Source organism: Pontibacter sp. Tf4 (genome assembly GCF_014212495.1).
Classification (GTDB): Bacteria; Bacteroidota; Bacteroidia; order Cytophagales; family Hymenobacteraceae; genus Pontibacter.
Genome location: NZ_JACKZC010000004.1, coordinates 273,917 through 293,527 on the forward strand (window position 1 = coordinate 273,917; position 19,611 = coordinate 293,527).

19 protein-coding genes are annotated in these 19,611 nt (G+C 49.5%); 9 read left to right on the forward strand and 10 right to left on the reverse strand.

The window, feature by feature from the left end:
* Positions 1-67 precede the first annotated feature (67 nt).
* Together nadE and lgt are read left to right on the forward strand one after the other, a co-directional pair.
* Positions 68-1,954: an NAD(+) synthase gene (nadE, locus tag H7F15_RS08545; RefSeq protein WP_185196549.1), complete on the forward strand. Its 1,887-nt coding sequence runs from the start codon at positions 68-70 to the stop codon at positions 1,952-1,954.
* A gap of 790 nt (positions 1,955-2,744) precedes the next feature.
* Positions 2,745-3,596: a prolipoprotein diacylglyceryl transferase gene (gene lgt / locus H7F15_RS08550; RefSeq protein ID WP_185196550.1), complete on the forward strand. Its 852-nt coding sequence runs from the start codon at positions 2,745-2,747 to the stop codon at positions 3,594-3,596.
* Positions 3,597-3,649: 53 nt separating this feature from the next.
* Here lgt and H7F15_RS08555 read toward each other — a convergent pair whose 3' ends face one another.
* Entirely contained in the window at positions 3,650-4,504 is an 855-nt protein-coding gene (locus tag H7F15_RS08555; RefSeq protein ID WP_185196551.1) for an SdiA-regulated domain-containing protein, read from the reverse strand.
* A 76-nt stretch (positions 4,505-4,580) separates the two neighbouring features.
* Here H7F15_RS08555 and H7F15_RS08560 point away from each other — a divergent pair, with 76 nt between their 5' ends.
* Positions 4,581-5,006, forward strand: coding sequence for a VOC family protein (locus H7F15_RS08560; protein ID WP_370523520.1), 426 nt, complete (start codon positions 4,581-4,583; stop codon positions 5,004-5,006).
* A gap of 99 nt (positions 5,007-5,105) precedes the next feature.
* On the opposite strand, the gene H7F15_RS08565 is transcribed toward H7F15_RS08560, so the two are convergent.
* The 4 genes from H7F15_RS08565 to cdd all read right to left on the reverse strand — a co-directional run bounded on the left by H7F15_RS08565 (position 5,106) and on the right by cdd (position 8,897).
* Entirely contained in the window at positions 5,106-6,428 is a 1,323-nt protein-coding gene (locus tag H7F15_RS08565) for a hypothetical protein (protein WP_185196552.1), read from the reverse strand.
* Between the two features lie 240 nt (positions 6,429-6,668).
* Positions 6,669-7,499: a DUF5602 domain-containing protein gene (locus tag H7F15_RS08570; protein WP_185196553.1), complete on the reverse strand. Its 831-nt coding sequence runs from the start codon at positions 7,497-7,499 to the stop codon at positions 6,669-6,671.
* Between the two features lie 226 nt (positions 7,500-7,725).
* Positions 7,726-8,373: an alpha/beta hydrolase gene (locus H7F15_RS08575; protein ID WP_185196554.1), complete on the reverse strand. Its 648-nt coding sequence runs from the start codon at positions 8,371-8,373 to the stop codon at positions 7,726-7,728.
* A gap of 41 nt (positions 8,374-8,414) precedes the next feature.
* Positions 8,415-8,897 carry a cytidine deaminase gene (gene cdd, locus H7F15_RS08580; protein WP_185196555.1) on the reverse strand — a complete coding sequence of 161 codons (483 nt, stop codon included), beginning with the start codon at positions 8,895-8,897 and terminating at the stop codon, positions 8,415-8,417.
* A 267-nt stretch (positions 8,898-9,164) separates the two neighbouring features.
* Between cdd and H7F15_RS08585 the strand changes: the two genes are divergently transcribed.
* Complete coding sequence (locus tag H7F15_RS08585) at positions 9,165-10,505, forward strand: saccharopine dehydrogenase family protein (RefSeq protein WP_185196556.1); 1,341 nt, start codon at positions 9,165-9,167, stop codon at positions 10,503-10,505.
* A gap of 38 nt (positions 10,506-10,543) precedes the next feature.
* Here H7F15_RS08585 and H7F15_RS08590 read toward each other — a convergent pair whose 3' ends face one another.
* The 5 genes from H7F15_RS08590 to aroQ all read right to left on the reverse strand — a co-directional run bounded on the left by H7F15_RS08590 (position 10,544) and on the right by aroQ (position 14,218).
* The gene (locus H7F15_RS08590; RefSeq protein WP_185196557.1) at positions 10,544-11,260 is read right to left on the reverse strand and encodes a tRNA1(Val) (adenine(37)-N6)-methyltransferase; all 717 of its coding nucleotides are present in this window, start codon (positions 11,258-11,260) and stop codon (positions 10,544-10,546) included.
* 112 nt (positions 11,261-11,372) lie between these two features.
* Positions 11,373-11,837 (reverse strand): ribonuclease HI, encoded by a 465-nt coding sequence (gene rnhA / locus H7F15_RS08595; RefSeq protein WP_185196558.1) that lies wholly within the window; start codon positions 11,835-11,837, stop codon positions 11,373-11,375.
* A 98-nt stretch (positions 11,838-11,935) separates the two neighbouring features.
* Positions 11,936-12,502 (reverse strand): MarC family protein, encoded by a 567-nt coding sequence (locus H7F15_RS08600; protein ID WP_185196559.1) that lies wholly within the window; start codon positions 12,500-12,502, stop codon positions 11,936-11,938.
* Positions 12,503-12,619: 117 nt separating this feature from the next.
* Complete coding sequence (locus H7F15_RS08605) at positions 12,620-13,684, reverse strand: aminotransferase class V-fold PLP-dependent enzyme (protein WP_370523523.1); 1,065 nt, start codon at positions 13,682-13,684, stop codon at positions 12,620-12,622.
* Between the two features lie 84 nt (positions 13,685-13,768).
* Complete coding sequence (aroQ, locus tag H7F15_RS08610) at positions 13,769-14,218, reverse strand: type II 3-dehydroquinate dehydratase (protein ID WP_185196560.1); 450 nt, start codon at positions 14,216-14,218, stop codon at positions 13,769-13,771.
* Positions 14,219-14,434: 216 nt separating this feature from the next.
* Between aroQ and xerD the strand changes: the two genes are divergently transcribed.
* The 5 genes from xerD to H7F15_RS08635 all read left to right on the forward strand — a co-directional run bounded on the left by xerD (position 14,435) and on the right by H7F15_RS08635 (position 19,535).
* The gene (xerD, locus tag H7F15_RS08615) at positions 14,435-15,334 is read left to right on the forward strand and encodes a site-specific tyrosine recombinase XerD (RefSeq protein ID WP_185196561.1); all 900 of its coding nucleotides are present in this window, start codon (positions 14,435-14,437) and stop codon (positions 15,332-15,334) included.
* A gap of 16 nt (positions 15,335-15,350) precedes the next feature.
* A complete protein-coding gene (locus H7F15_RS08620; protein WP_185196562.1) occupies positions 15,351-15,791 on the forward strand; it encodes a DUF3592 domain-containing protein in 441 nt (146 codons plus the stop codon).
* Positions 15,792-16,046: 255 nt separating this feature from the next.
* Positions 16,047-17,030, forward strand: a complete 984-nt coding sequence (locus tag H7F15_RS08625) for a YjgN family protein (RefSeq protein ID WP_185196563.1) — start codon at positions 16,047-16,049, stop codon at positions 17,028-17,030.
* Between the two features lie 46 nt (positions 17,031-17,076).
* Positions 17,077-18,102 carry a M48 family metallopeptidase gene (locus H7F15_RS08630; RefSeq protein WP_185196564.1) on the forward strand — a complete coding sequence of 342 codons (1,026 nt, stop codon included), beginning with the start codon at positions 17,077-17,079 and terminating at the stop codon, positions 18,100-18,102.
* Positions 18,103-18,503: 401 nt separating this feature from the next.
* Positions 18,504-19,535 (forward strand): quinone-dependent dihydroorotate dehydrogenase, encoded by a 1,032-nt coding sequence (locus H7F15_RS08635; RefSeq protein WP_185196565.1) that lies wholly within the window; start codon positions 18,504-18,506, stop codon positions 19,533-19,535.
* The last annotated feature ends 76 nt before the right edge of the window (positions 19,536-19,611 follow it).

The window sequence follows — 19,611 nt, forward strand, 5'->3', positions numbered from 1 at the left end:
ATTTAACCTTTCGGCCATCCAACAATAAAACTTAACTTGCCGGCTATAGTTGCGTTTAATATTATCTATGAAAAAAAATGTACTCACGCTGGCAGGCGCCGCTCTGAACCAGACCCCGATGGACTGGGACAACAACCTGCAGAACATTAAAGAAGCCATTAACGAAGCCATTTCCCGCCAGGTAAACATACTGCTGCTGCCTGAGCTCTGCATTACCGGTTATGGTTGCGAAGATATGTTTTTGAGTCCCTGGCTCGGCGAAACCACTTTCCGGAAATTACTGCAGGTAAAGGAGTGGTGCGACGGCATTACGGTATGTGTAGGCGTGCACATCTGGCTGGACAAACAGGTGTACAACACCGCATGCGTTATCAGGAACAAAGAGATAATAGGATTTACGGCCAAGCAGTTTCTGGCCAGGGATGGCATCCATTACGAGCCGCGTTGGTTTACGGAGTGGCCTGCCAACCAGGTAGGAGAGTTTGAGCTGTTCGGGGAGAAATACAGGATCGGTGATCTGGTGTATGAAGAGCAGGGTGTGAAATATGCGTTTGAGATATGCGAGGATGCCTGGCGACCAAACCGCCCTGCTGAGCGCCACATGGCCAAGGGCGTGCAGTTGATCCTGAACCCCAGCGCCAGCCACTTTGCCATGAGTAAAACCGATCTGCGTTACCGCCTGGTGCTGGAGGCCTCGAAGCGCTACAAATGCACGTATGTATATGCCAACCTGCTGGGCAACGAAGCTGGCAAGGTAATTTACGATGGCGAGGTACTGATAGCGCAGCACGGCAAACTGCTGAAACGAAACGAGCTGCTTTGCTTCCGGAATGTGGATATGGAAGTAGCTGAAGTAGATTTCGACGAGGCGCCAACTACAGATGAACCTATCCAATACCTGCCAACTATAGATGAGAATAAGGAAGTGATGGCAGCCCTAAGCCTGGGCCTGTTCGATTATATGCGCAAGAGCCGTAGCCGTGGCTTTGTACTGTCGCTGAGCGGAGGAGCCGATTCGTCGTTATGTGCGGTGGCTGTGGCCGAGATGGTGCGCCGGGGCGTGGATAGCTTAACTGCGCTTGGCTTTATTGCTAAAACACAGTTGTTCTCGTTAAAAGATGCCGCCTATTTTGAAACGCTGCCGCCTGAGCAGGTAAAACGCGAACTGACCGGCCGGCTGCTGACCTGTGCTTACCAGGGAACAGTCAATTCGTCGGATGACACTTTTAACTCGGCGAAGGAACTGGCGCAAAGCATTGGCGCTGTGTTTTATAGCTGGACCATAGATGAGCAGGTACAGGGTTATACGTCCATTATTGAGGCAGCATTGCAGCGGCCGCTCACCTGGGCCGAAGACGACCTGACATTGCAGAACATACAGGCGCGGGTACGGGCCCCGGCTATCTGGATGCTGGCCAATATCAAAAATGCATTGCTGCTGGCAACATCTAACCGTAGTGAAGCGGCTGTAGGCTACGCCACCATGGACGGCGACACCGCCGGAAGTATCTCACCTATAGCGGGTATCGATAAATCGTTTGTCCGGCAACTGCTGATATGGTGCCAGACCGAACTGGGCTATGAAGGCTTGCAGTATGTGAACAAATTGCAACCGTCGGCAGAGCTGCGTCCGTCTAAAGAAGTACAGACCGATGAAAAGGACCTGATGCCGTATGATGTGCTGAACCAGATAGAGCGTCTGGCATTTTTTGAGCGCTACTCGCCACAGGAAGTGTATGAGAAACTGTTGGAAGCAAATGTAGCAGACGGTGAAACGATACAGGGCTGGCTGACTAAATTCTATAGTTTGTGGAGCCGCAACCAATGGAAACGCGAACGCTACGCCCCAGCCTTCCACCTCGACGACTATAACCTGGACCCACGCAGCTGGCTTCGCTTCCCGATCCTGAGCGGCGGCTTCCGGGAAGAACTGAACCAGCTCAACCGGTTGTAGGAGGGGGAGTTTGTCTGAATCAGGATTTACAGGATTAATGGATTAGCAGGATTTTGGTTTTTGCTATAGTTGTAACTATAGTTTTATAGTTGCTGTTGGTCAAACCACCCCTACCCCTCCTTGTCTAAGGAGGGAAACTCTGACATTGCTATAGTTTAAGTTATAGTTCTATAGTTCAACTATAGTTTGATAGTTACATACCATGAACAGGCGGGCGCAGCCTGCCCCAAGGAACTATAGCCACGAGAAAAACCGATCTGCTCTAACGAAAAGCAAATAAGGAAACTATAGTTGAAGCAGAAGCTATCGAACTGATCTCAGTCTTTGGGTTGAGCGCCTCGAGAGGTTCCGGTGCCGTCAGGCATGGCGACGTCAGGAGCAAAGGAAGCGAAAGCAGCGCGATGCCCAAAGACGGGGCCTCCCGGCCCGGGAGGGAGCCAAGTAAACTATAGAACTATAGGCTATTAGAGCTCCCAGGATGAAAGGAAACTATAGAACAACGGCTTGTTTCTAGTGGTAGGCAAAGCCAACAATAGGATTATAACTTATCAAACTATAGAACACATAAGATCCCTCGGCTAACGCTCGGGTTGAAAAGAAAGCAGCTATAATCCGAGATAGATTTCTCGACTACGCTCGAAATGACAACAGCGTGTTAATGAACTATAGAACACAGGCAATCTCTCTATAAACACACTTAATCTCAAAAGAGAAACTATAGTTATAATCCTACCTTTTTGTACCTGCCCGATTTATTGTAACTTTGGCTACACACGATTAGCACCCTTATATGAGTTTACTGAACTACATTACCTGGAACGTAGATCCGGAAATATTTCACATCGGGCCAATATCTGTACGCTGGTACGGGTTGTTGTTTGCGCTGGCTTTTGTGTTTGGGCAACGTATCCTGAGCAAAATTTACGTAACCGAAGGCCGCACCGAAGGCGATGTAGATGCTATTACCCTGTACATGATCATCGGGACGGTAATTGGCGCACGTTTGGGCCATACGCTATTTTACTCACCGGAATACTACCTGAGCAACCCGATCGAGATTCTGAAGATCTGGGAAGGCGGGCTGGCGAGCCATGGGGCAACCATTGGTATATTGCTGGCACTGTGGCTGTTCAGCCGTAACCATAAATTCAACTATATGTGGGTGCTCGACCGCATCGTGATTGTAGTAGCCCTTGGTGGTGCGCTTATCCGTTTAGGGAACCTGATGAACTCGGAGATTATTGGCAAGGTAACTGATGTACCGTGGGCCTTTAAGTTTCTGCGTAACAACGAGATCATAAACGGCGTGGCTGCCTCGCAGGACCCGCGCCACCCGGCACAACTATACGAATCTATTATGGTTTTTGGCCTGTTTGTGCTGCTGTACTGGCTCTGGAAAAAGTATAAGCAGAACCTGCCGCTTGGGCTGCTTTTCGGTTTGTTTGTAACGCTGCTTTTCAGTTTCAGATTTTTAGTGGAGTTCCTGAAAGAAGACCAGGTAGAAAAAGAAGCGACCATGGCGCTGAACATCGGGCAACTTTTAAGTATACCGCTGATACTGATCGGATTGTTTGTGCTGTACAAGGTTTGGCGCAACCCGAAACCTGCTTTGCCTGGAGGCAGGCTGGCAGAAGCTAAATAATATAAAAAGGGCTGTAGCATACACTACAGCCCTTTTGTTTTGCCAACTATAAACTATAGTTTGTAACGGTACAGGTTGCCGCCCTCGCTGGTAATAAGCAGGGTTTTAGCATCTTCAAACGTAATTCCCTCGGTCTGTCCGGCGCCATCCAGCTTTATTTCCTCGGCCTTCTGCTCATAAAACTTTTCCGGCGAGGGCACATCGCGGTACAGGTGTATTTTTTCTTCGCTCAGGAGAGCAACTATAGATGCATCGGGGCTGATGGCGGCGCCGGTTACAGGTTCTTTTAGTTTCAGGGTGCCGGCCTTCTGCGCTTTGTGAGTGCCGGGCGTGTCTGGCAGGGTGTAAATGCGGGCTTCGCCGGTGTTGCTGCGGTCTTTGGTTACCAGGTACAAGGTGTTGTTGTACCAGAAAATGGCTTCGCTGTCGAAACCGATCTTGTCTTTTTTAGAAGTTTTGTGGGGCTGGTCTTCGTAGGTAAAGCGGATGGCCTGCGGGCTGTTCATAGCGTTATAGTTCACTTTATACACGGCCAGTTCCCGGCGCTTGTTATCGTTGTTGCCCGTATCGCTGATGTACAGGTTGCCCTTATCATCGCGGGTAAGGTCTTCCCAGTCTACGTTGGGCAGCTTCAGTTTATAGGTTTTCAGGAGTTTGCCCTGCTCGTTTATCTCGTACAGGTAGGGTTTGTTACCGGCATCATTGTGGGTGATTAAGTGCCCTTTTTCCGGGAGGGTTTCAATTCCGGAGCTTTCTTTTACCTCTCCGGGTAGTGAGGCAAGTCGTTCTAAATTGCCGGAAGAGGCCGGCGCGGCAGCGGGTGCATCGGAGAACTGATCGCGTAAAAAGTAAAACGCCACGGCAAGCACGGCGGCAAAAAGAATAAATACTTTTGTCATAAGCTTCATAGGTAACGTTAAAGAAAGGCGCATATTCCCCTAACTTAACGTAAGCACCCACGATACGTTTGCTATATAGCAGCACATGAATCACCTTTTTAAAGCAGCCATGGACATCCTGAAAATAAAAGAAACCTGCCTGTATGTGACCGACCTGGAACAGACCAAAGCATTTTACAACGGATTGCTGAAGTTTGACGTGATAGGGGAGCTACCCGGCAGGCATGTGTTTTTCAGGGCGGGCAGTTCGGTGCTATTATGCTTTATAGCTGAAACCTCGGCTAAATCAAAAAAACTGCCACCGCACTTCGGTTCGGGTCAGCTGCACCTGGCCTTTGAAGTAAGCAAACAAAACTATAGCGCCACCAAAACAACTATAGCCGGCGCCGGCATACCCATAGAACAGGAATACGACTGGGGCAGTGGCTACCTGTCCTTTTACTTCCGCGACCCGGACCAGCACCTCTTGGAAGTTGTAATGGAAGGGATGTGGGAGAAAGGTGATGGTTAAATTGCTGATTGTTAAATTGTTGATTGTTAACTATAGTTCAGGTGGTCATAAAAAAAGCCCCGGAGTTTCTTCCGGGGCTTTTAAACTATAGTTCGTGTTTTACTGAAGACGTGCCTGTAGTTCTTCTACAATATTTCCGTAGCGTTTCAGCAGCCTTTCCCAGTCCGAAAATAGCTGGTCTTCTTTTACGCTTGTTACCCCATCAGCACGCTGACTTACAAGTTTTACCACATAGGTAAGGTCGCCGGAGTTGCCGCCGGTGCTGACAATAACGCGTGTCCGGATGGTGCTCATGCCGTTAAAGTTCTGTACCTGCCAGGCCGTGGTCAGGTAGCCGGTGTTGTAGTCCACGGTTTCCAGCACATCAAAGCTGCGGGTAATAATGGAACTCAGCGTACGCCAGGCGCTTTCAGGGTCCAGGGTTTTGTTTACCGGTATGGTAATGCGCACGTTGGCCATGTCGGTGCTGATGGATGAATTATACGCTTCATCTACGGCCATTTCTACATACTCGGTGAGAGGTGGCTCCTGCATGTTGGCCTGGTTGCAGTAGTTCTTCACAAACCGGATAAAGCCATCTTTCACCACACGCAATTCGATGCAGGCATTTTTTGGTACTTTAAGGTCGTATTTTCCTACACCTACTATTTTACCGTTCACTTCGATGTTGGCATCCGTCGGGGCCGAGGTTATTTTTACCAGGCGGTCTTCCAGCGCAGCCCTGAAACGGATGGGCGGAGCAGGATCGGTGGCCGGTTTGTTGCAGAAAACCTGCGTTACATCGGCAAAGCCTTCCCGATTTACGGTTATAGTTACGCACTCGCCAAGCGGTACTGCAATATCGGAGTTGCCACGGCCTTTGGCTACCCCATTTACCAGAATAGAGGCATCGGCCGGAGCCACTTCTAGGCGCACCTGCCGGTCTTTCAACTCAAAAAAGTCTTTGGCAGGCGGGGCCTCGCGGTCCGGGGCGTTGTAGTATACTTTGGAAACAGGCGCAAAACCGGTCTTCTTTACCTCCACATTCAGAAACTTGCCTTTACCAATGATAAGGCTGGTCCGCTTGCTGCCCACCATGCGGCCATCCACATAAATTTCGGCATCATAAGGCTCCACGGTAATGTCTACCAGGCGGTTTTCGAGCTCTACTTTCTGGTCTTTCTCCCATTTGGTTGTCCGGGGATATTCCTTTATCAGGGGCTCGTACCCTTCTTTCACCACTTTTATGCGGTTGCGGGCATCTTTTTCCAGTTTCAGTTCAATGCTGCCGGAGCCAAGCTCGGATACTTCGGTGTTATCGGCATCGCGGAGCAGAAAAAAACGGGCATCGGGGAAGTTGGCGGTGATGTTGATCTTACTTTGTGCTGATGCGGCAACCGACACAAAACATAGCAAAATGAACGCGTAAAAACTCTTTTGCATAACAGTAAGGGTTTATGGAACAGAACAGGTTTACATAGGGATACAAACAGGCCATTTTACCTGATTTATGGTATATACGCAAGTAAATATATTAATGTTCAAATATTTATAGCGCTATCCCGAACTATAGTTTCATAAAACCGGGCGGAGTTTTTGCCTGCCGGACATAAGAATCCCTTTAAAATAAAGCAGGCCGCGGGCGGCGTAAACTTTACTTTAAAGGGATTGCTCTGGTAAAACCTATTTGTTACGGTTATGCCAAACCAAATCGGTCAGGGCGATGATGTAAGTACCGTACTCGGTGTGGGTAATGGTGTAGGAAAGCGGGTAATAACCAGGGTCTTCGTATACAAGCAGAGAAGGGACTTCCATTGTTACAGATTCGCCGGGCTCCAGGCTTAAAAGGTATTCCAGCGTGATCATAGGCTCCAGAAACGTTACCTGGTCGTGATAAGAACCATAAATAAAGGTTCGGGAGAAACCGGCTGGCGAGAACTCAGGAGAGTTTCTATCACTCCAGTGTACACCCATGTGCGGTACGGCTATAGGTACCGGGCCAAAGGTATAGTTTTCAGGTAATACAGTTCCGGCCAGCAACCTGGCTTCCGGGTCTTCGCCGCCCTGCACCTGCATGATCTGGCCCATGGTCTGTAAATAAAAGTGGAAATCGAAGTGAGGCAGGGTATACACGCCTTCCGGCTCATGGCCCATCGGGTTCCAGCCGATCATGACAGTTTTATAGCCGGTAGCATGGGCCTGCCCGGGCATCGGAAGGGCAAACTCAAACATGTCCATGTCAAGTAAACCGGTCAGGGCTTCTTCTGTTAACTCTATGCCCAGTGCTGTGGGTTTGCCCTGTACGGTTTGTACCCATACCTGTGCTGTGCCGTTCCCTAACGCAGCCTCGTCGCCGTAGTACACTTTGGTGGCTCCTTTTACAGCACTACCGTGCATAGATTGCGGGGCGGCAGGTTCAACATCTGTGTTATTTTCGCAGCCGGCAAGCAGCAATACAGCCGCAACAGACAACGTTTGCATCAGTCGGTGACTGTGCTCAAATAAGTTTTTCATAATAGTTATTGAGTTATAGTGTAAGGTTGTCTGGTCGCAGAAAGGTGAAGGATCATGCGACTGACTGGGAGTGGAACAGGGTGGTAAAGTTAGATAACTGTAAGTTATTATTGATAAAGTTATACTAACTAAAAACGTGCCTTTGCTCAGATTATAACCCTGTATAGCCGAAGATGAAAATTACCAGCCCCGGGAGGAGCAGTTTAATGGGAAAGAGAAGTATAAACTATAGTTCGGAATGCACCTGCAGCAGGGTGGGAGCGTGCAGACTATGGCCGCCTTCAAACGTGTAGTAGTTGGGTTGTATGCCCAGGGTCTCCATCAGTTGCTGCTTTTTGCGGAGGGAGTCGGGCGTTATAAATTTATCCTGGGTGCCGTACACTACAGCTACCGGTATGTTCTGGAAAGCGGCTTTGCCGGTACTGAAGTCAATATCTTCGGGGAAGGAGGCAGCCCACAGGATAAGCCGGTGCACAGGCGCCGCACCCGCCGCCAGCCAGCGGCTGACCGTAGCCCCGCCCTGCGAAAAACCAACTATAGTTACCCGAACGTCGGCAGGTAATTGCTGTAGCTGTGTTTGCAATAGCAGGTCTAAATATGTTGTCTGGTCTGCTATCTCTGTCAGGCGGTCTTCCTTCGTCATCCAGGTAGCGCCCACTCTCCCCGAAAAACCATCCAGGTAAAACCGCGACAAAGCTTCCGGGGCAACTATAAGTGTGCGGCCGTTATCCAGCGGAGCAAAATGTTTCAGGAAATAACGGGCCAGCTGGCCATACCCATGGCACACAATCCAGAGATCGGCAATACGCTCCGAGGGTAAACCCAAACTATAAAAGCGGGCCGTTCTGGGTACAGTAAGGTGGTGCTCATGCATATGTCAGGTCATAGGGCAGGCAGCAGCCTGAAAACAAAAGCCTACAGGTGCTCCGGCGTAAACTGGAAAGGCAACAGATCGCCAACCGATTTAAAACGGATAAACTTGCCGTCGGCGGCCTGCAGTAAAACCGGGATCGGCTCTTTTTGTTTGTACTCGTACTCGGCCATTACCTGGCGGCAGGCACCACAGGGCATGGCGGCCAGATGCTCGTGCTCGTGGCGGCGGCGGGCCGTAACAGCCAGCAGTTTTATTTTAGCCTTCGGGTGTTGGGCACTCAGGGCAAACAGGGCCGTGCGCTCGGCACAAAGCCCCGACGGGTAAGCAGCGTTTTCCTGGTTGCTGCCTTTAAACAGGGTTCCGTCTTCCAGCAGAAGGGCGGCTCCCACCAAAAAGTTGGAGTAAGGTGCATAGGCATCGTTGGCTGCTTCCTGGGCCAGTTGCATGGCTTTCTGCTCTTCTGCCGTAAGCTCGGCCGGGTCCAGCACGTCAACGTCTATGTGTACCGATAGTTTATTTGCCATTTAAGTCAATCTTCATTCAAGAATTAGAAAAGGGCTATAAATTTAACGGAATATTCCGATAAAACAATAAAACGGTTTGCCTTCCTGCCGGTATTCCTTAACTTGAAGCAGCATTCAGGCTATAGCAGAGAGATGTGTTGGGCGTGCCGGCACAGCCGTCGGGCTCTCGCGGCTCGCTTTTTGGCTCGTACCTCGCCAAAAGAGCTCAAACAACCGCTCCATCCCTCACGCAAACTATAGCCGGAACCCAAAACGTACGTTTACCCTATGAAAAATATACTGCTTCTCGGCGCCGGCCGTTCTGCTTCTTCGCTCATCGCCTACCTGCTGCACCACGCACCCACCGAAAACTGGCATGTAAAGATCGGCGACATCGTTGTAACTCACCTGCACACTCTAGTTGACGACCTGCCCTTTGCTGAAGCCATTGTTTTTGACGTGCACAACGATGCCCAGCGCGAAACCGAAGTGAAACAAGCCGACCTGGTGATCTCGCTGTTGCCGGCCATCTATCATATAGAGGTTGCCCGCGAATGCCTGAAACAGGGCAGACATCTGATCACAGCCTCGTATGTAACACCTGCTTTTCTGGAACTGCACGCCGAAGCACAGCAAAAGAACCTGACCATCCTGATGGAATCGGGGCTTGACCCGGGCATAGACCACATGTCGGCGATGGCAGCTATCGAGCACATCCGGGCCAAAGGCGGCAAGCTTACATCTTTTAAATCGTACTGCGGTGGCCTGGTTGCGCCGGAATCAGACACCAACCCCTGGAACTATAAGTTTACCTGGAACCCGCGCAACGTGGTGCTGGCAGGGCAGGGCACGGCTAAATACATTAAAAACGGCGAGTACAAATACATTCCCTACCACAAGCTGTTTACACGCACCGAAGAGATTTATGTAGAAGGCTACGGGCAGTTTGAAGGCTATGCCAACCGCGACTCCTTAAGCTACCGCGAACCCTATAACCTGCTTGATATACCTACTATGCTGCGCGGCACACTACGCAAGGCCGGCTACTGTGCTGCCTGGAATGTGTTCGTTCAGCTCGGCCTCACCGACGACAGCTATAGTCTGGAAGGCTCTGAACACATGAGCTACCGTAGTTACCTGGAAGCTTTCCTGCCGCCTGTTACCAACGGGCAAACGATAGAACAGCGCCTTGCCAACTATACCGGCATAGACGCTGACGGCACTATAATGCAGAAACTGGCCTGGCTCGACTTATTTACTGAAAAGCCGGTGGAGCTTGCCGGAGCCACCCCGGCACAGATACTGGAAAAGATACTGAAGGAAAAATGGCAGCTATCCCCAGGCGATAAGGACATGATCGTGATGCAGCACCTGTTCGAGTACGAGCTGGCAGGGGAGAAACACGAACTGACTTCGTCGCTGGTAGTGAAAGGCGATGACGAAGTACACACAGCCATGGCCAAAACCGTTGGCTTGCCAGTCGCTATTCTGGCCAAACTATTGCTACAGGGCAAAATCACACAGCACGGCGTCGTCATCCCCATCCACCCCGAACTATACCAGCCGGTGTTGGAAGAACTGAATGCATATGGCATTAACTTTATAGAGCGCGAAACAGTGCTGGCCTAACTATAGCGCCTGGAGTCCGTGCGAGGTCAGTAAAGAAACTATAGATGCAGGTAGTATGCCTTTAACAGCGCTGTAAATGCAGCGGTATAAGTAGTTTTATCGGCTTCGCGGATGTGGAGCTGGCTTATAGTTGGGGCAGTTGATTTTGTGAAACTATAGGTCTGGATATGCCGGATGCATTGGCCACCGATGTAGGTGAAAACTTCTATAGTTTGAGTTAAGTACAGCTGATGCACCGGGGAAAGGCCGGCAAAATGAGTGGCTTCTGCGGGTGGCAGCAGAATGTAAAGCTTGCCTTCCGGTATAAGGTGCTGTTGTGCAAAAGCCAGAATATCCTCGAAGAACAGGTCGCCGGTATGTTTGGCGCTATCCTTGGCTGCGTTGCCGGATTTCAGCGAGGCCAGAAAAAACGGCGGATTGGAAAGAATAACGTCGTACTGTGGCTGGCTATAGTTGGCGTACGTTTGCAAACTTACCGGATGTAGGTGCAGTCTGTCGGACCATGGGCTGTCAGCAAAGTTTTCGCGGGCTTGCGCGGCTGCTTCCGGGTTAATTTCCACGGCATCTATAGTTGCCCCGGAGCGCTGCGCCACCATCAGCGAGAGCAAACCGGTCCCTGTACCTATATCCAAAATCCGGGCAGCCTTACTTACATCCACTACAGCGCCAAACAGGCACGAATCAGTACAAACCTTCATGGCGCACCTCTCCTGCTCCACCCTGAACTGCTTGAACTGAAAGTAAGAATTAGCCAATGCTGCGCTTAATTATGAATTAGAAATTAGAAATTATGAATGGGTACCTGGAGCTCACAAAAGAAATCTTAAATCAACCTTTTAATCCTGATTAATCTGCGGTTCAGACTTCTTACTTGGAGTTGAACATGCCGGATTCGAAGCCTTCGTCGGCGGGGAGGTTGGGGGCTAAGGCGGCGGCTACGGCCAGTTCGTCGCAACGCTCGTTTTCGGGGTGACCGGCGTGGCCGCGAACCCACACAAAGCGCACATTATGTTTGGCATAAATTCTCAGAAATCTGCTCCACAGATCGCCGTTGGCTTTGCCGGCGAAGCCTTTTTTCTGCCAGCCGAATACCCAGCGCTTTTCCACGGCATCTACCACGTACTTAGAGTCGGAGTAAATGGTGATCGGAATGCCCGGTTTCGTGATCGCTTCGAGCCCCACAATAACAGCCAGCAGCTCCATGCGGTTGTTGGTAGTTTTACGGAAACCGGCAGACAGTTCTTTTACATGCGGCCCCCAGCGCAGAATAACGCCATACCCACCCGGCCCCGGGTTTCCACGCGAAGCACCATCTGTAAATATCTCGATCATTTTTAAGATTTGTAGATTTGAAAATTTGAAGATTTGAAAATGATGTGTGGTAATTCATTTCCACATCTTCACATCTCCAAATCTTCAAATTGTAAAAATTAAATAGGCAGGTTGCTCTTGAACAGTTTAATGGCAATGGCCAGCAGGATGACACCGAATACCTTACGCAGTACGTCGGCACCGGCTTTGCCCAGGCGTTTCTCTATCCAGCCCGATGATTTCAGCACGATGTATACAAAAACCAGGTTCACCACAATGCCCACCAGTACATTGGGCAGCGAGTAAGCGGCCCGCAAGGAGAGCAGAGTGGTCATGGTGCCGGCGCCAACTATAAGCGGAAACGCCAGCGGAACAATAGAACCGCTTTTTATTTCGGGATCAGTGTGAAAAAAGTCTTTGCCCAGGATCATCTCCAGACCGATAATGAAAATGATGATAGCCCCAGCCATGGCAAACGATTGAAAATCAATACCGAACAGCTTCAGGATACCATCGCCCACAAACAGGAACGCGATCATCAGAATGCCGGAAATAATGGTGGCTTTTTCGGAGTGGATCACGCCTTCGCGCTTGCGCAGGTTAATGATAATGGGAATAGAGCCCAGAATATCGATGATCGCAAACAGGATCAGCGTAACTGATACGATTTCCTTTAAGTTGAACATTCTTTATTGATTGAATGGCTGATTTCTAAATTGTTAAAGTGCTTATACCCCAAAAGCAACTATAAAGCTGCTTAAATAAGGCAGCAATTTAACAATTTAACCATTCAGACAGGTAGCTCAGGCGTAATAGTGCAGAAAAAAGCGTTTCAGTTCTTCGTACTCCTCATCCAGTATGGCCGGGAAATTGGCGATCCGGAAGGTGTTGCGCTGCCATGGCCCGTACCCGTTGCCCAGCCGTATGTTGTGGTGCAGGGCGCGTTTTTTCATATCATCTACCAGCCGCTCGGTAGCCTGCAGCGCTATTACGGTTTTAGAGCGAACTTCCTCGTTTTCGATCAGCAGCTGCATGTCCTGAAACTGCGAAAAGAATTCGTACAGGTCCTGTGAGCGGTCGGTCAGTTCCTGGTCCAGGGTTTTAATGAATGGGCGGTCTTCGAGCACGCGGCGCAGCAGGTAAATGCCCAGCACGTTGGGGGTGTGGGTGGTCTGGTAGTTCAGCATTTTCTCGTACATGCTTACTAGGCTGTTGTAGTGCCCGCGCTCGGCTATCTGCTTTGCCCGGAAAATAGCCCGTGGCGAGCAGACCAGCACGCCCAGACCGGCCGGTAAACCAAAACACTTCTGCACCGATGCAAACCAGATATCCGCTTTTATGAATTTCAGGTTGAGTCCGGCCATGGAGGAGGTGGCATCTACAGCGATCAGCGTGTCGCGGTAGCGGTTGTGCAGGTTCAGAATAGAGGTCTGCGATACCTGTGTGCCGTTGGAAGTCTCGTTCTGTGTAAAGCAGATAAGTTCGGTGTCGGAGCTGATCTGGAGTTGCTCTACCGGCAGGGGTTCGTTTATATCAAAGGCAAGCCCCTCGGATTTAGGGCGCAGTTTCTGGGCATATTGCAGCCATTTCTCGCCGAAAGAGCCGTTGTAAAGGTGGTAGCTTTTGTGGCGGGTAAGGCTCTGGATCAGGATCTCCCAGCATTCGGTGGCGCTGGAGGTGAAGAAGATGTAATAATCTTCGGGGATATTGATCTTGCGCTTCAGCAGGCCTACCGTAGCCCTGGAAAGCTGCACAAACTGTTCTCCGCGGTGTGGTGTACCCAGAAAGCCTTCGTCGTAGGCAGCCGTAAGGTAGCTGCGCACTTCAGGATAGATTTTAGACGGGCCTGGGTAGAAGTTAAGCATCATGTGGAAATATAAACAAAATATAGCGTAAAAGCTATATTTTTAAGTCGAAATTTATTTTAATACCCTAACGCAGCGCCCTTGCTTTTATTTGGCACCAAAGCCAATTTGCTTCGGCTTCAGGCGCTCAAAATACTGCAGGGCCATGCGGTAACTCTCTAAGCCGAAGCCAACTATAGTTCCGGTGCAATACGGGGCCAGCATGCTTTTGTACCGGAAAGCCTCGCGGGCATAAATATTGGAGATATGCACTTCCACTACCGGCGTTTCGATGGCTTTTACAGCATCCGAAAGGGCTACCGATGTATGCGTATACGCCCCGGCATTAAATACGATCCCTTTGTAGGTAAAACCTACTTCGTGCAGCTTATCGATCAGGGCGCCTTCGGTGTTGCTCTGGAAATAGCTTAGCTCCAGCGCCGGAAATGCTTCCTTCAGCTCTTCAAAATAATCTTCGAAAGAGCGGCTGCCATATACGGCTTTTTCACGGATGCCCAGCAGGTTCAGGTTAGGGCCGTTCAGGATCAGTATTTTCATAGACTTCGGGTGTTAGCTCGTTTTCCGGATAAAACGGAAGCCACAAAGGTAAGGATTAACTATATTTGCTATACTTTAAATTGTTTAATTGTTGGATGGTTAAATTGTTGGCTCAGATAAAGTAAAAAGACGCAAAATATTGCGTCTCTACACTCCCTGAATTCCAGCCTATCAGACTCTTTAACTCCTAAACTCTCTAACTCCTAAACTTCTTACATGACCTGGAACATCACTGTAAAGCAATTTGAGCAATACCTGCGGCTGGAGAAGTCGTTATCGGGCAACTCCGTGGAAGCTTACCTGCGGGATGTGCGCAAACTGACGGATTTCCTGGAACTGAACGGATTGCAGGTTGCTCCCGATAAAATAACGCCGGCCATACTGCGTGATTTCCTGGAGTGGGTGAATGAACTGGGCATGACGGTGCACTCGCAGGCCCGAACGCTGTCGGGCATCCGGGCTTTTTACAAGTTCCTGATCATGGAGGACCTGATGACCACCGACCCGACCGAAACAATTGAGGCCCCGAAACTGGACCGAAAACTACCCGATACACTGAACTTCCATGAGATAGAGCAGCTGCTGGCAGCCATAGACCTGTCTACGCCGGAAGGAACGCGAAACCGCGCCATGCTGGAAACGCTCTATAGTTCGGGCCTGCGCGTATCGGAGCTACTGGACCTGAAACTGAGCAACCTGTACGAGGACATGGGCTTTATAAAAGTAGCAGGTAAAGGCGATAAGGAACGCCTGGTGCCGATCGGTAGGGATGCCCTGAAACACATTAAACTATACCGCGAAGGCGTGCGCTGTCATCTCAAGATCAAGAAAGGGCACGAAGACATTGTGTTCCTGAACCGGCGCGGCGCCAAACTAACCCGCGTTATGATTTTTACCATCATCAAAGACCTGGCAGCCAGAGCCGGCATCCAGAAACAGGTAAGCCCGCACACGTTCCGCCATTCGTTTGCCACGCACTTAATAGAAGGCGGCGCCGATCTGCGTGCCGTGCAGGAAATGCTGGGCCACGAATCCATCACTACTACCGAAATCTACACACACCTCGACAGAGACTACCTGAAGCAGGTGATAAAGGATTTCCATCCGAGGAGTTAGGTAAAGACTATAGTAGATGGATGTTTTTCTGTTAGTATTTGGGTTGGCTCTCTTCTGCGTCGGGGTGTACTGGCTTATCACAGACTACTATCAAACTAAATACAGATACCACACCACCGGGAAAGTAATTGCTGTTAAAGGCAAATGGAGTGTTTCCAGCGGGAAACTGACCTACCTGTATTTCCCCACAGTACAGTTTTCGGATCAGGATGGCGTTATTCTGGAACAAAGGCTGGACATAGGCGGCAGTATTCCGTTGTTCTATAAAGGCCAAAGCGTGAAGATCGCTTACCATAATGGTAAAATCCACCCGGCAGGCATTGGCTGGAAGATCTTTTATGCGGTAGTTGCCCTGGCTGGATTCGGCGTGTTCAGTTACCAACTCCTGTTAATTCACGATTCCGGCATTCTGCAAGCAATAGACCGGTGCTGGCAGATCATACAACTCATCTTTTAACTTCCGTCTGAAAAAAAACACCTGAACTATAGATAGCTATAGTTGCTTTGAAGTGTATAAGTTGAAGATCAGATCTGGGTAAGTGTTTGAGTTGAAACCAGTTCCTGCATAGTTGTTTTTACTGAATTTAAGCTAAATCTCCGGCCCTCGTTTGGAAAGTACATCCCTTGTTACCTATATTTAGGGAGGAATATTCTGCATTTTAAAGAGGTGTATGGTATTCTCTTTTAGCCGGAAACTATTTAAACAAACCTTATGCAGGAAACTTCTACACAACAGGAAACAATCGTATCTAAACCAACTTTAGCTTTTAACGGACAAGGCACCGAGCTCTTCAGCATCCAGATCGTGAACATTGCGCTGATGCTGGTAACACTGGGCTTGTATTACCCCTGGGCCAAAGCCAAAAACCTGCAGTACATTTACCGCAAAACCGAGCTGGCTGGCAGTCCGTTTACTTTCCATGGCACCGGTAAAGAAATGTTTATCGGGTTTATAAAAGGCCTGGGCATTTTTGCAGTGCTTTACAGCATTCTGATCTACGGAACGCTGCAGGCCCAGACAGACCTGGGTATGTATTTTCTCTGCCTGTTTGTTTTTATGGGAGGTCTTTCGGTGCTGGTACCATTAGCCATACACGGCATGATGCGCTACCGTACCTCACGCACCAGCTGGCGCGGTATACACATGGGCTACCGTGGCACCTTAGGTAGCATGTTCAAGGTTTTCTACCTGAATCTATTTTTAACGATCATCACATTTGGTATTTACAGCGCCTGGTTTACGACCAACATTCGTAAAGAGATCTTTAAGAACCTGCGCTTCGGTAATGCTCAGTTCAGCTATACCGGCGACGGTGGCGAGCTGCTGATCCTGAACATTAAAGGCTACATCTTCACCATTTTTACCTTAGGTATTTATTCTTTCTGGTGGGCCAAAGACCTGGTGCACTTCTACATTAACAACATCTTTATAGAGCAAGATGGCAAGTACAGTCGCTTGGATACCTCTCTCACCGGTGGTCAGTATTTTGTGCTGGCAGTGGGTAACCTGCTGATTATGGTATTTACGCTTGGCCTGGGCTATGCCTGGGTGGTTACGCGCACCATGCATGCTATAGTTAATAACTGCGAGATAATAGGGGAGTTTAACCCGGACGCGCTGGCCCAGACCGAAGAAGAGTATAAAAATGCTACCTTTGAAGACATGGCCGATATGATGGACATCGGTATCATCTAAACTTATGTTTGAAGGCAAATATTATAATGGGCGTACCTCTAAAGGTATGCCCGCTTTTATTACACTGGAGCCCAACTATATCCGCATCAGCTGGCGCGCCGACGGTGACAGCGGAACCGAGATATGGCACCTGGATCAGATCCATAAATCGGAGTTTAATGACGCGACCACGGTACTGGAGTATGGCGGCTTTCCGAGGCAGAGCATTGCGGTGTTTGAGCAGGGCTTCAGGGAAGTGCTGGAAATGAAGTTCAGCGGAGCCAGCTTTCTGCGGTCGAAGTACGATTCGTTTCAGAGAACGGGAGTGAAAGGGCTGGTAATTGGCGGCGTTAGTTTGCTGGTGTTGGCTATAGTTCTGTTTGTGTGGGGCATACCGGCACTGGCCGAAAAAGCGGCAGCACATTTTCCGGAAGAATATGAGCGGGCAATGGGCGAGCAACTATACCACCAGATGATGATGGGCCATACCGTAGACTCTGCTAAAACCGCAGCCCTGCAGGAATATGTAGCCGCCCTACACGTAGAATCTGACTTCCCGGTGCAGGTAACGGTTGTGAAGAACGATCAGGTAAATGCATTTGCCATACCGGGCGGATTTGTGGTGGTGCACGATGCCATTCTGGATGAGATGGAGCACCACGAAGAACTGGCCGGTTTGCTGGGCCACGAGATAGGGCACGTGCAGATGCGCCATTCTACCAAAGCCTTAGCCCGTAGCTTATCTTATTACATGCTGCTTTCTATCCTTTTTGGCGATGTAAGCGGTATTGCTGCTGTTATAGTAGACAACGCCTCGACCTTAACCAACCTGGAGTACAGCCGCAGCGCTGAAACAGATGCCGATAAAGCCGGACTGGAACTGCTGGTACAGAACAACCTGAACCCGCAAGGCATGGTCTGGCTGATGGAACGCCTGCAATCCGATGCGCCGGAGTTTCTGAAGTTTATCAGTACCCACCCCGCTACACAGGACAGAATCAACGAAATAGAGAGCCACATTCCTGAAACAAACTATAAACCGGTTCCTAACCCGGCCTTGGAAGCTGCCTGGAAAAAGTTGAAAGCAGAATAGAAGCAAACCTCACAGTATCTATAAGACCTGTGAGTGTTTGAACTTGCAGCATACGCTTCGTTGCAAACAAGACACTCACAGGTTTTGCAAACACTGTGAGGTCGGTCTGTAACTATAGTTTACTGTTTCGGTTTTCGTAAACTGCCTTTTATTTCACAGGAATAAAGAAATCCCCAGCATATTGCTTCCGGATAAGGAAGTCCAAATAAGCAACTATAGTTTGCCCGAACTGAACTATAGTTTAAAACCATCCATTCCCAGAACTTCTCCACTTTCCAACTATAGCAACTTCTCAAACTCACTAACTCTTAAACTCTCAAACTATAGAAACTTCCAAACTTTCTAACTTTCTAACTTCAATCCCTATCTTTGCGGGCAGCAAACCCTAAACCCCTGCTGCCGTGTATAAAAGCCTGCTTCGCCCGCTACTCTTCAAACTCGACCCTGAGAAAGTACACTACCTGACCACCGATGCGCTGCGTACCATTTATAAATTGCCCTTTGCGCAAACTATAAGTAACAGCATGTTTGGCGTGCACAGCCCGAAACTGGAGCGCAACCTGTTTGGATTAACGTTTCCGAACCCGGTTGGCCTGGCTGCAGGTTTTGACAAGGATGCCAAACTGATAGACGAACTGGCAAATTTAGGCTTCGGTTTTATCGAGATCGGGACACTGACGCCGAAAGGGCAGGAGGGGAATCCGAAGCCTCGCCTTTTCAGATTGCCTGAAGACCAAGCCATTATCAACCGCATGGGCTTTAACAATGAGGGTGTGGATGCAGCCGTTGCCCGTTTAAAAACCCGCCAAAGCAACATTATAGTTGGTGGCAACATTGGTAAGAACAAAATTACACCCAACGAGGAAGCCCTGAACGACTACCTATATTGTTTTAAGGCGCTGTATGAGGTGGTAGATTATTTTGTGGTAAACGTAAGCTCGCCCAACACCCCGGACCTGCGCGCATTGCAGGAAAAAGAGCCATTGCAGCAACTGTTGCTGGCCCTGCAGGAACAAAACAGCAAAATGCCCAAACCAAAGCCACTGCTGTTAAAAATCGCCCCGGACCTGAACGAACCACAGCTAAACGACATCATCGAGATTGCCAAAGAGGCTAAGCTAAGCGGCATAATCGCCACCAACACCACCATAAGCCGAGACGGGCTGCACACTTCCTCACAAAAGGTACAGGATATTGGAGCCGGTGGGCTTAGTGGCAAACCACTCACCAAACGCTCTACCGAAATTATCCGTTACCTGCGCCAGCACCTGCCGCAAACTATAAAACTGATTGGCGTGGGCGGCATTATGACCGCTGAGGACGCTTTAGAGAAACTGGACGCCGGCGCCGACCTGGTGCAACTATACACCGGTTTTATTTACGAAGGACCTGCGCTCATCAGTCAGATTAACAAGAAACTGTTGGCCAGATAAATTTTTTAGCGGCTTGCTGTTTGCTCTTCGCATTCCATCCTAAAAAATGTAAATTTGGAATTCTAATTAGTCGAAG

Excerpts from the sequence above, each read along its gene's own strand:
- nadE (WP_185196549.1), top strand. The coding sequence starts at position 68 with ATGAAAAAAAATGTACTCACGCTGGCAGGCGCCGCTCTGAACCAGACC.
- lgt (WP_185196550.1), top strand. The coding sequence starts at position 2,745 with ATGAGTTTACTGAACTACATTACCTGGAACGTAGATCCGGAAATATTT.
- H7F15_RS08555 (WP_185196551.1), bottom strand. The coding sequence starts at position 4,504 with ATGAAGCTTATGACAAAAGTATTTATTCTTTTTGCCGCCGTGCTTGCC.
- H7F15_RS08560 (WP_370523520.1), top strand. The coding sequence starts at position 4,581 with ATGAATCACCTTTTTAAAGCAGCCATGGACATCCTGAAAATAAAAGAA.
- H7F15_RS08565 (WP_185196552.1), bottom strand. The coding sequence starts at position 6,428 with ATGCAAAAGAGTTTTTACGCGTTCATTTTGCTATGTTTTGTGTCGGTT.
- H7F15_RS08570 (WP_185196553.1), bottom strand. The coding sequence starts at position 7,499 with ATGAAAAACTTATTTGAGCACAGTCACCGACTGATGCAAACGTTGTCT.
- H7F15_RS08575 (WP_185196554.1), bottom strand. The coding sequence starts at position 8,373 with ATGCATGAGCACCACCTTACTGTACCCAGAACGGCCCGCTTTTATAGT.
- cdd (WP_185196555.1), bottom strand. The coding sequence starts at position 8,897 with ATGGCAAATAAACTATCGGTACACATAGACGTTGACGTGCTGGACCCG.
- H7F15_RS08585 (WP_185196556.1), top strand. The coding sequence starts at position 9,165 with ATGAAAAATATACTGCTTCTCGGCGCCGGCCGTTCTGCTTCTTCGCTC.
- rnhA (WP_185196558.1), bottom strand. The coding sequence starts at position 11,837 with ATGATCGAGATATTTACAGATGGTGCTTCGCGTGGAAACCCGGGGCCG.
- H7F15_RS08600 (WP_185196559.1), bottom strand. The coding sequence starts at position 12,502 with ATGTTCAACTTAAAGGAAATCGTATCAGTTACGCTGATCCTGTTTGCG.
- H7F15_RS08605 (WP_370523523.1), bottom strand. The coding sequence starts at position 13,684 with ATGATGCTTAACTTCTACCCAGGCCCGTCTAAAATCTATCCTGAAGTG.
- aroQ (WP_185196560.1), bottom strand. The coding sequence starts at position 14,218 with ATGAAAATACTGATCCTGAACGGCCCTAACCTGAACCTGCTGGGCATC.
- xerD (WP_185196561.1), top strand. The coding sequence starts at position 14,435 with ATGACCTGGAACATCACTGTAAAGCAATTTGAGCAATACCTGCGGCTG.
- H7F15_RS08620 (WP_185196562.1), top strand. The coding sequence starts at position 15,351 with ATGGATGTTTTTCTGTTAGTATTTGGGTTGGCTCTCTTCTGCGTCGGG.
- H7F15_RS08625 (WP_185196563.1), top strand. The coding sequence starts at position 16,047 with ATGCAGGAAACTTCTACACAACAGGAAACAATCGTATCTAAACCAACT.
- H7F15_RS08630 (WP_185196564.1), top strand. The coding sequence starts at position 17,077 with ATGCCCGCTTTTATTACACTGGAGCCCAACTATATCCGCATCAGCTGG.